Raw genomic sequence first — 12,401 nt, forward strand, 5'->3', positions numbered from 1 at the left:
TCTCATATCTAAAATCTATCACGTATCTTTGCACTCATCATGGGAACACTCCTCGATATCGGGCAGAAGCCTTATAATCATTATGGCGCCTACTTGCGGGCCAAGTACAAAGGCAAGCGGGTATTCAAAATTATCGTAGACGGACAATTCACTTGTCCGAATCGCGACGGCAGTAAAGGGTATGGTGGCTGTACATATTGTAACGTCGATTCGTTTACGCCCGATTCGGCGCGGAAGCTGCCCACCATCCGTGAACAAGTGGAGGAGGGTATCCAGCGCGCGGTGAACGGTTATGGCGCGGAGAAATTTATTATCTATTTTCAGCCTAACACCAACACCTATGCTCCTGTTCATTACCTCAAAGCGATGTATGACGAGGCACTTAGCGTTGCGCCCGAAAATGTAGTCGGTTTGTCTGTAGGCACACGACCGGATTGCATCGATTTCGAAAAGGTCGCTTTACTCGAAAGCTATACCGACCGCTATGACGTGGATTTGGAGATGGGCATGGAGTCCATTTATGACGAGACGTTAAATAGAATCAATAGGGGATGTACCCATCAAGAGCTGGAAACCGCCCTTGAGCTCGTAAAAAGGAGTCCGTTGGATATATGTGTGCATACCATTTTTGGATTTCCTTGGGAAAGCCGCGAGATGATGCTGCGGTATGCCGACGAAATCAATCGATTTCCACAGATTAAATTCGTGAAACTCCACCACCTCCATATTGTGGAAGGATCCATTATGGGCGTGCATTACAAGCGCGAACCATTCCACGTATTCAGCTTGGAAGAATACACCGATTTTCTCTGTGAGTTCATCCCTTTGCTGCGTCCCGATGTCGTTGTGCAGCGGCTATTTGGCCTAGCGGACCAAGAACTTTTGATCGCCCCGAATTGGGGGAAAGGCAAATCAGCCATCCAGACCTATATCGACAAAGAGTTGGAGCGCCGCGCAGCTTACCAAGGTAGTAATTACGAACCCAATATCCCGTTCAGATCGGCTGGGGAATAGTAGATTGATTTAAGCGTTTTCCGGTCTTCCGTTCGGTAAACGAGGTAATGGCCATCCGCTTCTTCATAAAAACAAGATACTCCTTTATTTTGGTAATGTGCGACGGTCTCTTCGGCTTCCTGTATTGTTTTGCAGGCTTTGCTCATGTTCGACCGCTGCACTTCGTCAAACAACTCACCGAACTTGTCGGCCAATCCAAATTCCAGTACAGCCCCCGATAATACGTATTGCAGATCGCATAATGCGTCGGCCACCTCTGTGAGGTCTCGAGCCGCGATCGCCTCCTCTAGTTCGTTCAGCTCTTCAGCAAGTAAGGCCACCCGCAATTGACAACGTTTTTCATCTGGGATAGTCGGCTCAGGGAGTACCGGGTGCTTGAATGTCTTATGGAAAGCTGCTACGGACGTTAAGGATTTGGGGTCTGTCATGATGTTCGTCGTTTGTCGTAAATTAAAAGTCGTAGTTAAAAACAATCGTCAATCTAGAATCACTTAATAAAGTGTTTGAGTTGGATGATCTCCTTTTCCTCGAGGTAGCGCCACCGCCCACGGGGTAAATCCTTCTTGGTAAGGTTTGCGTAAACTACCCGGTCCAGTCGGATAACATCATAGCCAAGATGTTCGAAAATGCGCCTAACGATCCTGTTTTTGCCGCTATGGATCTGAATGCCCACTTCACGCTTGCTACCACCCTGTACGTAGCTAACAGCATCGGGTTTTACGAAACCATCTTCCAGTTCCAAACCGAATCCAATTTTATTCAGGTCGCCCTGGGTCAGGTTTTTATCTAACTCCACGTTATATATCTTAGCAATGTTATTACGTGGATGGGAAAGCTTCTCTGCCAAATTGCCATCATTGGTCAGCAAAAGTAAGCCGGTGGTATTGCGGTCGAGCCTACCCACCGGATAAATCCGCTCGCGGGTGGCTTTAGCCACCAACTGCATCACGGTACGTCTTTCCTGCGGATCGTCTGTTGTGGTGATGTAGTCTTTGGGTTTGTTCAATAGCACATAAACCATTTTCTCCCTGCGCAGGCGTTCGCCATTGTACCGTACTTCGTCTTTCGCAGGGTCTACTTTACTACCCAGTTCGGTAACGACTTGGCCATTTACCGTTATCACACCCGCTTCTATTAATTCATCGGCCTTCCGCCTGGAGCAAATGCCCGCATTGGCTATGTATCGGTTGAGCCGTATGAGGCCATCGTCTTTGGGCTCGGTACCGGTGTATTGCTTTGTGCGAACGTCTGTCCGCTCGCGCCGCTTCTTGGAAGGATCATACGGCTTGCTGCCATACGTATGTTGCCCCGATTTATAAGACGGTCGCTGTCCTTCACGTTTATGGGGGTTGTCGCGACCGCTGCCCGCACCGGCATCCTTCCACCGTTCGCCAGGCTTCCCGGCGCCGGTATTGCTTCCTCTTTTCTCGTTACCTGAAGCGTCAGGGCTACGGAACTTGCGGCCTTTCGCTTGTGAGTAGTCGGAGGTTGACTTGCGCCGGCGATTGGAGTTGTCATCACGACTGTTCCTTTTGTTACTAAATGGCATGATTTTTACCGTAAAAAATGTAAGCTGCAAAAGTAGTCAAAAAATACGGGTTAAACGACGTACGACACAATTTTACGGATAAAGAACTGGAAAAGATACGTTAAATTCTGTTAAATTACAACAGATTATTTTATAACTGTTTGTATATTAACTTGATAATTTTTACTTTTGTCGCCAGCTTTTTGGATCAAGCAACTTATCGTGTCGTTTAATGACCGTTAAATTGCAGAAAAGGGTTTGAATGATAAAAAAACAACTGCTCTGTTTCGGTGCGGTTTTAGTAGTGGTGTCGCTCTCCAAGCTGTACACTTATGAAGCATCGGCCGACGAGCGGCACACAGAAGCATGGTCTGATTATTCGTTATCGCATCGAATAGTGGATGCGGCAGATATCAGTGCCATCCGAAACACGCCTTATTTCGCATCGCTGTCTTTTGCCGACGAAAACGTGCCTTTGGGCGATCAGCGTATAGAAGAGAAGATGATGCGTTACCTCCGCGAATATTCATACGCTAAGCGCCGATCCCACGGATTACATCGCAAAGCGGTGCATGCATTGCCCCGGGTAGCCGCTATCCTGCGTGCTTATGGTGTTCCAGAAGATTTCAAATATGTGCCATTGGTCGAAAGTGGTTTCACCAGTGGTACGACATCGCATCGTGGTGCCTCTGGCTATTGGCAGTTTATGCCTGCTACGGCCAGGTCGTTTGGACTGCGCGTGGATAGTGCCATCGACGAACGGCAGAATATTGAAAAATCGACGGTAGCGGCCGCGAAATACCTCAAGGCATTGTACCGAGAATTTAACAGTTGGACCCTGGTAGCCGCTGCATTCAATATCGGCGAAGGTAACCTTCTACGGGCTATCAAAAGGCAACGGGAAGACAACTACTTCCGGTTAAAACTGAACAAGGAAACGGGAAGTTACGTCTATAAGCTCATCTCCGTGAAGGAAATTATCGAGCATCCGAATCTTCACGGTTATCGCCGCAGCGGGGTGCGTTTGGCAGACGCCTCCTCCCAGGATTCCCCAAAAAACAAACTCTAAGGCGTTTCCCACGGAAGTTATCGAAGATCCACGATTTCCATATCGGGATAATCCGTTTGTTTGAAAACAAAGCGGTTATCTGCGAGCTGTGGGTTGGCTTTGGTATTCTTCAACGTATACACGAACTGATTGCCACCTTTGTCAAACACGGTTACATCATGGATTTGGTAGGTGCGTTCGTCTACTCGCAGTTTGATTTTGAAATAAGGTGCGTTGGCATCTTCGGGTGTCAGCTCAACAACGGCGAGTTGCCTGCTGCCGGTGCGCTCGTCGGCAGCCGATACATATTTATATCCTTCTTTATAAAAAGAAAAGATATTGGTCGGTGAAACCGCATCGGAAGTAGGGGATACCTCGGTAACCTGAACTTCCCCAACATCCTTAAGTACCATCCATTGTGTTTTTCCATCACTGATGATGTCTTGATTGCCGGTGGTGATGTAATATTTGCCCGCTGATTTATCCATTGCAATCTTCCCCGTTTCCGCATGCGGTGCTTGCTGTGGCTGTTTAATGGTGAGCGAGAAATCCGCTTGGATGGTTTTATACGCTTCGTAGGTTTTGCTCACCTTGTCGAGCAGGGATTTTGCGGCTGCATCGGTTTGTGTGTGCCCCGGCAGTGCCGCGCTTATGATGAGAACCGCCAACGTGGCGGCTATATAAATGGGCTTTTTCATTCGAAAACAATTTATACTAACCTTCTTTCTTCAATCCATCCAAAAACTGTTCCAATGAATATTCATCGGGGAATAGCACTTCCCGAGCCTTACTTCCCTCAAACGGTCCAACAATGCCAGCAGCCTCCAATTGATCGATGATCCGGCCGGCGCGGTTATAGCCCAGCTTGAGTTTACGCTGAATAAGTGAGGTAGACCCTTGCTGATGGAGCACCACCAGACGGGCTGCCTCTTCGAACATGGCATCACGATCGGCCATATCAAAGTCCTCTATACCGCTCTCACCATCTTCACCCACATACTCGGGTAGGAGGAAGGCAGAAGGATAACCGCGTTGATTGCCAATGAAGTCTGATATTTCCTCCACTTCGGGTGTGTCCACAAAAGCACATTGTATCCGTGTCAGGTCGCTTCCGGTCGAAAGCAGCATGTCACCCCGCCCAATGAGCTGGTCTGCCCCCCCCGAATCGAGGATGGTGCGCGAATCAACTTTTGAAAGCACACGGAAGGCCAAGCGCGCTGGGAAGTTGGCTTTTATGGTACCGGTGATGATGTTTACGGAGGGGCGTTGCGTGGCAATGACCAAGTGTATACCTACGGCCCGCGCCAATTGCGCCAGCCTTGCTATGGGCGTTTCCACTTCCTTGCCAGCTGTCATCATCAGGTCTGCAAATTCGTCGACAATCAATACGATAAAAGGCAAGAATCGGTGCCCCTCTTCGGGGTTAAGTCGCCGATTTACAAATTTCTTATTGTATTCCTTCAAGTTCCTTACCTGCCCGTTTTTTAGCAAATCGTACCGGGAGTCCATTTCAATGCACAGCGAATTGAGCGTGTTGATTACTTTTTTGGTATCGGTAATGATGGCATCTTCCTCACCGGGTAGCTTCGCAAGGAAATGGCGTTCTATTTTCCTGAACAAGGAAAGCTCTACTTTTTTCGGGTCGACCAGCACGAATTTAAGTTCCGCCGGGTGCTTCTTATAGAGCAATGAAGTGAGAATGGCATTGATACCGACCGACTTCCCTTGGCCGGTGGCGCCGGCCACGAGCAAGTGGGGCATTTTCGTGAGGTCGGCAATATATACCTCATTTGATATGGTGCGGCCCAGGGCGATGGGGAGGTCCATATCCGTATGTTGGAATTTCTCTGTGGCCAATACGGATCGCATGGATACCATTTCCGGGTGGCTATTGGGTACTTCGATGCCTATTGTTCCCTTGCCGGGCATAGGAGCAATGATGCGGATTCCCAACGCTGCCAAACTTAGGGCAATATCATCTTCAAGATTCTTTATCTTGGAAATACGCACACCAGGTTTCGGGATGATTTCATATAGCGTGACCGTGGGGCCAATGGTCGCTTTGATTTTTGATATTTCGATGTTGTAGTTGCCTAATGTGTCTACAATCTTATCCTTATTAGCTTCGAGTTCATTATTGTTTACCGTAATCTTACCCGACCCGTAGTCGCGGAGTAAGTCGAGGGTGGGGTATTGGTAGCCTGATAGATCGAGTTTGGGGTCGTATTGCCCCACCTTTTCGACCAGTTCGTCAGCCGTGCTGGGCTTTTCTTCTTTAATGGCGGCCACCGTCAGAGCCGGCGTTTTCAGTTCATTTTTGGCTTCCGGTTTTTCCAATGGTTCTTCCACCGTGAAATCGGGGGTCGGTTCATCTTCGGCTGGCTGCGGTTTTGGCGTACTGACGTTTTGTTGTAACCGCTCGTTCTGCTGTTCAGCCTCCCTAGCGCGATTGAGACTGAATTCGACGGGGTCTACCCGGTATTCCGATTCCCGTGTATAACGTTCTTCATTCCGCAAGGAATTTGTGTCGACGGTTGGGCCGTCTGGCTGCACGTGCGTACTACCACGGCGCGAGGCCCATTTGAAATCAAAGTTAAATAGAATGATAAGTACCGTGAAAATGGTGAAAATCAGTAAGCCGGCAACCCCCGCGGTGCCAATTTGCGCCGCGAGCAGTTTATTGGACCAAAAGCCAAATTCACCCTCTAGAAAATGTGGGTATTCGCTGACGAAGCCATGGACAAAGCCGAGGGTAATGGAAACGAAAATCAATGAAAGTAAAGCATATACCAATACTTTCCATGTAGAAATGATTCTCACCTTGAACAATAGTCGGTAGCCGATAACGAATAATATGCCAATGAATAGGAATGAAGCCACGCCAAACCACTTGTAAATAAACTGGTGCGCTAGGAGTGCCCCCACTTTACCCATCCAGTTCTGCACAACAGGGTTTTCTATGCCGGCTAGGGCCAGTTCCTCACGGGTTTTGAACAGCGTGTCCCAGCCACCGTTCGCTGCCGAGACGTAGCTTTGATCTTCCTTCCAGGTGAATAAATAAGATATGAATGCGATAAGGCAATATACCGAGAGGATAAGTAAAAATAACCCTAATATTTTTATGGCTTTGCTGCCAAAAACGCCGATAGACCTCGTGCTTGGCGATTTCGATACACGTTTTTTCCGGCGGGTAGATTGGCCCTCCGTGTCGTTTCGAACATTTTTTTTGAATGAATTCGCTTTTCCAGACATCTAAAACACACGTTTTGTTGGAGACAAACTTACGTATTTTTTGCCGATTATCGACCGTAACGCGCGTTGCGTCATGGCAGCCGAACAGCAGCTATACGCATTCCGATTTTTTTACGCCCGTGTAGCACCTAGGCCGGTTGGCTCGTTATTTTTTCGAGAGGCGTTCTAGAAACGCTGGTCGAAGGGATTCATTGAAAAGATTTGAATTAAATGAGGCAATTTGGAAAAGCACGGATAGGCAGGTGGCTTCTGGCCATGATGGCAATCGCCACAGGGGCGCTATGGGGCGGCTGCCTTAAAGACGATAACCAAGTATACCAGGTTTCGGCGGTACGGGCATTGAATGCCGTGCCCGGCTCGGTCCAATTGGATGTTTTTCTGGATAGGAACCAGCTTAATTTCGACGATAGCGAAGGGCAGGACGAGGTATTCGCCTATACGGATACCCTCCCTTATAAAAATGCCTGGCCAAACAACAGGGTGGTGAGTATCGTTGACCCTGTAGATTACCCCAACGCGATGCCGCTTGTCCAGGAAACGGTGAACTTTATTCCGGGCAGGTTTTATTCGCTCTATGTGGTGGGGTACGATGATATAGAGGTGCTATATACAGAAGATGACCTTAGAAGTCCGGCATCGGGAAAAGCGAAGATCCGTTTCATTCACTTAAGTCCAGATGCTCCGGCATTGGATTTCGAGGTCAACGCCGGAACCGGGGATGATCCATTGCGTGTCGATAACAAGGTGTTCAAGGACGTTACCGATTTCGCTATTGTCGATAGCGGGATTGCTTACACGGTCAATTTTATCAGGCACAATAGCGAAGACGTGTTACATACGTTCGGCTTTGAACCCCAGGCCGGATTGATTTACACAGTGTGGGTGCGCGGTTTAATTGAAAACAACGGCGATGCTGCATTAGATTTCGGCCACGGTGTCCTTACCCATTAGCCCAACGATTTTAACCTCGTAGCCCGAAGGGGCTTATTCTGCAATCAATAGAAAATAATTTTTCTTCCCCCGTTGCACAATCAAGTACCTATCGTTTACCAGATCGTCTGTATGGAACACTTGTGCAATATCATTGATCTTGCATTTGTTGATGGATACACCACCACCCTGTATCATTTTGCGTGCCTCACCCTTTGAGGGGAAAACGGTGCTGTCAACGGATAATAAATCCAAAATGGGTATGCCTTCGTCCAATGACCCTCTGGAGACATGGAACTGCGGCACACCATCAAATACATCCTGTACCGTGGTATGCGATAGGCCTTCCAGGAATTCGAGCGAGCCATTGCCAAACAGGAAATCGGACGTCTTTAACGCAGTTTCATAATCCGATACGGAATGGGTACGGATGGTGATGTCTTTGGCTAATGCTTTTTGGACTGTTCGTAAGTGTGGGGCCGAATCGTGTTCTGCGATAAGCGCGTCTATTTCTGCCTTAGACTTCAGCGTAAAAATTTTTATCCAGTTTTTAGCGTCTTCATCACTGGCATTAAGCCAAAACTGATAATACTTGTATGGTGAGGTCTTTTCGGGATCTAGCCATACCGCCCCACTTTCTGTTTTCCCAAATTTGTTGCCATCCGCTTTCTTGATGAGTTGTGTGGTAAGCCCGTACGCTGTACCACTTTCTTTCCGGCGGATAAGCTCCGTACCCGTGACGATGTTGCCCCATTGGTCGGACCCACCCATTTGGAGGGCACAACCATGGTTTTTCCATAGGTAGAAGAAATCATAACCTTGTATCAATTGGTACGAGAATTCCGTAAACGACAGGCCATTTTCGCCTTCAAGCCGTTTCTTTACCGAATCTTTGGCCATCATGTAGTTTACCGTGATGTGCTTGCCGACCTCACGGATAAAATCCAGGAAACCAAACCCCTTGAACCAATCGTAATTATTAACCATCGTGGCACCTTGGTCCCCTTCGGAGAAGTCCAGGAATTTGGCCAATTGTTTTTTCAGGCAAGCTACATTGTGAGCCAACGTTTCTTCATCCAACAGGTTGCGTTCTGCCGATTTCCCCGACGGATCGCCCACCATACCCGTCGCTCCCCCAACCAGGGCTACCGGCCGATGGCCCGCCCGTTGGAAATGGATAAGTGTCATCAATTGGGTCAGGTGACCCACATGCAAGGAGTCGCCTGTGGGGTCGAAACCGATATATCCTGCTGTTTTTTCTTTGAGTAATTGTTCTTCAGTCCCGGGGATGATATCATGCAGCATACCCCGCCAACGTAATTCTTCAACGAAACCCATTGCTATCTTAACTATTCAGTGCTGTCATCAATATGACGGCAAAGATAGCAGAATGCGCCGTAAATTTTCAGGTAAATTAGTTACCTTGGCGCAATAAGTGTTGAATGTGACATAAAGTGGGCCGCATGAATTTCCTCTCACATTATTATTTCGAACGATATAGTCGCAATCCGGAGTTGGTGCTCGGATGCGTGCTTCCTGATTTGATTAAGAATGCGGACAAGGATATAAACGTGTTGCCACATAAATACGAAAACCGTTTTGATGGTAATCCAAAGCTTTCAGCTATTTATCGGGGCTGGGTCCGTCATGTAGAGGCCGACCGCTATTTCCATAACGCCCCCTTTTTCTATACCCATACCCATGAGTTGAAGTCGTTATTGGCCCCCACGGTTGCAGACACACCTATCAGGCCTTCATTCCTGTCGCACATTGCCTTGGAGCTGTTGCTTGACCATCTGCTTCTCCAGCACCGAGCGGTACATGAGTCGGATTTTTACGAATGCCTGGCAGCGGTCGACCGGGATATGGTAGCACGCTTCCTGCGGTTGTGCAACGTGGAGGATACCGCATTTTTCTTTACCTATTTCAACAGCTTCATGCGGGCACAGTATATCGGGAACTATCGGCATTTTGATCAGATTACCTATGCGGTCATCAATATCTGCCGCCGGCTTTGGGAAGTTCAATTGTCTGTTTGCCAACAAGAGCGCATGACGGCTATATTTGCGCAGTATGCGGCCGAATTGGATTCCGTTTTCCGTGCTATTTTTGACGATCTAGAAGCACATCTCCCCTAGTATCGAATCGATTTATGCGCAAAATAATATCGCCGACATGGATGCGATAGAATATTTTTTTTATGTTTGAACCGTTGGTAGTCAATCTAAACCAACAATTAGCGGTATGGCACACAAACTTTTTCGCAAAAAAACCGTAGAACAGATCCTCAGCGCATCAGCCAAAACAGGCGGTTTGGCGAAGGTATTGGGCGTGCGTGACTTGGTGTCGCTTGGCGTGGCAGCGATCGTTGGTGCGGGCATATTCAGCACCATCGGTTTAGCCAGCTTCAATGGCGGTCCGGCCGTGTCTTTACTATTTGTTTTCGTGGCGATTGCGTGTGTGTTTACGGCGCTTTCTTACGCCCAGTTTGCCAGTACGGTACCGGTTTCCGGAAGTGCCTATACGTACGCCTACGTGGCTTTCGGTGAATTGTTTGCCTGGATTATCGGTTGGGCACTTATCCTCGAGTATGCCGTATCTAATATGGTGGTGGCCATCTCGTGGTCGCAATATTTTGTCAGCATGCTCGGTGGGTTCGGTATCCACCTTCCTGGATGGATGACCATGGCTCCCGCTTACGCGTCGGAAGCTTACGCGCGGTTGCAGGAACAGGGGGCGGCGGCGCTTTCGGCGGCCGACACGACGGCTGCGATGGCATACGAGCAAGCCCCTCGGCTGGGTGACATCCCCATCATATTTGATCTACCAGCCGGATTGATTACTTTTTTGGTCACTTGGCTGGTTTATGTCGGTATCAAGGAATCGCGGACGGCAAGCAATGTCATGGTGGCGATTAAGATCGGCGTGATCCTGTTCGTTATTTTTGGCGGCGCTTTCTTCGTGAAGCCCGAAAACTGGGTGCCGTTCGCACCCAATGGGGTAGAGGGTGTGCTTAGCGGCGTGGCCGCTGTGTTTTTTGCCTTTATTGGCTTCGATTCCGTTTCCACCACAGCGGAAGAATGCCGTAACCCACAGCGCGATTTGCCGAGGGCGATGATATTATGCCTACTGATCTGCGCGGTACTGTACATTTTGATCACGCTGGTACTGACAGGGATGGTTAACTATACCGAACTGAACGTAAAAGACCCGCTATCGTTTGTTTTCGAGTATGTGGGCGTAGATTATATGGCGGGGATCGTGTCGGTAACGTCGGTGGTAGCCATTACAAGTGCGCTCTTGGTCTTCCAGCTTGCCCAGCCGCGCATATGGATGACGATGAGCCGCGACGGGTTGCTTTGGAAGCGGTTTGCAACCATCCATCCCAAATACAGGACACCATCGTTCGCCACGGTGGTGACGGGCTTTATGGTAGCCCTACCGGCGTTGTTTTTCAAGATGGATTTCTTTGTCGACCTTACCAGCGTCGGTACGTTTTTCGCATTTATACTGGTTTGTTCCGGTGTGCTGTATATGGACTATTCGGGCATCTCCAAGCAATCTAAATTTAAGGTGCCTTATATCAACGGGCGCTACCTTATCACTGCGGCGCTGTTGGTCGCCGTCTACGGTGTTTATCATTTCGGACAGGATACCATTGCCGAATGGCGCAACATGTCCGTTGCCGAAATCTTTGAGCATAAACTGCTCATCATTATCTTTTGGTTGGTATGGGTGGTCCTTTGCGTGATGGGCTATCGCCATCGGTTTTCGCTCTTGCCGGTGGCAGGTATTTTGGTAAACCTTTACCTCATGTCACAGTTGGGAGCTAGCAATTGGTTTATTTTCCTTGTATGGTTAGCCATTGGCTTGGTGGTTTATTTCGGCTATGGTTATCGGCATTCCAAACTTAATGACGTGCCTGCCGAGGGGATATAACGTAATATCGTGTTAAAAATTGTTAAATTAAGAAAAAAGCCTATATTTGTCTAGGTGCATCGGGCACGATGACCTATCTTTGTATGAGGTAAGGGCATGGATTGTGATTTAGAGAACTTAAATTGGAACCAAAGCATGACACCGTAAATCGAATGATTGAGACCCTATGAGAAAGTTTTTACACCGCACTATTTCGGTATTGACGTTAAGCACGATGATTCTCGTGGGGAGCGCGGATGCTGCCCAGGAACGAGCGGTTGCGATAGATACGAGTCGTGTGGCGAAGGGTACTGACGCTAAAGTAACGCAATTGGCTTCTCCTTCTGTCGAGAAACGTACCCAACGGTCATTCTTTTCATCATTCAAGAGTTTCTTCCCATTCAAAGCAAACAACGTTGTCAACGATAAGCTGTTGAGCAGCGTAAAGGTTTTCCCCAATCCCATTGTGGATCAAATCAGCCTTTCTTATCGATTAGACAAGCAAAGCACGGTTTCCATCAAAGTAATGGATGCGCTGGGTAACGAGGTGATGACGCTTCTTAACCAGGAACTGGACGCTGGCCCCCAAAGCCATGTGTTTGAAACCAACAATAAACTCACGAATGGATTTTATTTTATCCGCGTATCGGCGGGTACGGAGACCGTCGTGAAGCGAATTTCCGTGCTTTAACTCGTTATGGGTGGTTTTTC

At 48.3% G+C, this 12,401-nt stretch carries 10 protein-coding genes and 1 pseudogene; 6 read left to right on the top strand and 5 right to left on the bottom strand.

Annotated elements, in window-relative coordinates; translation table 11 throughout:
* Positions 1-39 precede the first annotated feature (39 nt).
* Positions 40-1,014: a TIGR01212 family radical SAM protein gene (locus ACO1NT_RS01450; RefSeq protein WP_449046572.1), complete on the top strand. Its 975-nt coding sequence runs from the start codon at positions 40-42 to the stop codon at positions 1,012-1,014.
* On the opposite strand, the gene ACO1NT_RS01455 is transcribed toward ACO1NT_RS01450, so the two are convergent.
* Both ACO1NT_RS01455 and ACO1NT_RS01460 read right to left on the bottom strand, forming a co-directional pair.
* Positions 975-1,442 (bottom strand): pyrophosphohydrolase domain-containing protein, encoded by a 468-nt coding sequence (locus ACO1NT_RS01455; protein WP_449046574.1) that lies wholly within the window; start codon positions 1,440-1,442, stop codon positions 975-977. The genes ACO1NT_RS01450 and ACO1NT_RS01455 overlap by 40 nt on opposite strands.
* A 59-nt stretch (positions 1,443-1,501) precedes the next feature.
* Positions 1,502-2,224 (bottom strand): annotated as a pseudogene (locus ACO1NT_RS01460) (pseudouridine synthase); the annotation flags it as partial.
* 580 nt (positions 2,225-2,804) lie between these two features.
* Between ACO1NT_RS01460 and ACO1NT_RS01465 the strand changes: the two are divergent.
* Positions 2,805-3,611 (top strand): lytic transglycosylase domain-containing protein, encoded by an 807-nt coding sequence (locus ACO1NT_RS01465; protein WP_449046575.1) that lies wholly within the window; start codon positions 2,805-2,807, stop codon positions 3,609-3,611.
* 17 nt (positions 3,612-3,628) lie between these two features.
* Here ACO1NT_RS01465 and ACO1NT_RS01470 read toward each other — a convergent pair whose 3' ends face one another.
* Positions 3,629-4,288 (bottom strand): LolA family protein, encoded by a 660-nt coding sequence (locus tag ACO1NT_RS01470; protein ID WP_449046576.1) that lies wholly within the window; start codon positions 4,286-4,288, stop codon positions 3,629-3,631.
* A gap of 16 nt (positions 4,289-4,304) precedes the next feature.
* Positions 4,305-6,842 carry a DNA translocase FtsK 4TM domain-containing protein gene (locus ACO1NT_RS01475; RefSeq protein ID WP_449046577.1) on the bottom strand — a complete coding sequence of 846 codons (2,538 nt, stop codon included), beginning with the start codon at positions 6,840-6,842 and terminating at the stop codon, positions 4,305-4,307.
* A gap of 210 nt (positions 6,843-7,052) precedes the next feature.
* On the opposite strand from ACO1NT_RS01475, the gene ACO1NT_RS01480 reads away from it, so the two are divergent.
* Positions 7,053-7,793 (top strand): DUF4397 domain-containing protein, encoded by a 741-nt coding sequence (locus ACO1NT_RS01480; RefSeq protein ID WP_449046579.1) that lies wholly within the window; start codon positions 7,053-7,055, stop codon positions 7,791-7,793.
* A gap of 33 nt (positions 7,794-7,826) precedes the next feature.
* Here ACO1NT_RS01480 and tyrS read toward each other — a convergent pair whose 3' ends face one another.
* On the bottom strand, positions 7,827-9,110 hold the full coding sequence (gene tyrS, locus ACO1NT_RS01485) for a tyrosine--tRNA ligase (protein ID WP_449046580.1): 1,284 nt from the start codon (positions 9,108-9,110) through the stop codon (positions 7,827-7,829).
* A gap of 125 nt (positions 9,111-9,235) precedes the next feature.
* Between tyrS and ACO1NT_RS01490 the strand changes: the two genes are divergently transcribed.
* The 3 genes from ACO1NT_RS01490 (at position 9,236) to ACO1NT_RS01500 (ending at position 12,381) form a co-directional block, all read left to right on the top strand.
* Entirely contained in the window at positions 9,236-9,910 is a 675-nt protein-coding gene (locus ACO1NT_RS01490; protein WP_449046581.1) for an ACP phosphodiesterase, read from the top strand.
* A gap of 106 nt (positions 9,911-10,016) precedes the next feature.
* Positions 10,017-11,711 (top strand): amino acid permease, encoded by a 1,695-nt coding sequence (locus ACO1NT_RS01495; RefSeq protein WP_449046582.1) that lies wholly within the window; start codon positions 10,017-10,019, stop codon positions 11,709-11,711.
* Positions 11,712-11,877: 166 nt separating this feature from the next.
* The gene (locus ACO1NT_RS01500) at positions 11,878-12,381 is read left to right on the top strand and encodes a T9SS type A sorting domain-containing protein (protein WP_449046583.1); all 504 of its coding nucleotides are present in this window, start codon (positions 11,878-11,880) and stop codon (positions 12,379-12,381) included.
* The last annotated feature ends 20 nt before the right edge of the window (positions 12,382-12,401 follow it).

The organism is Parapedobacter sp. (assembly GCF_053550995.1).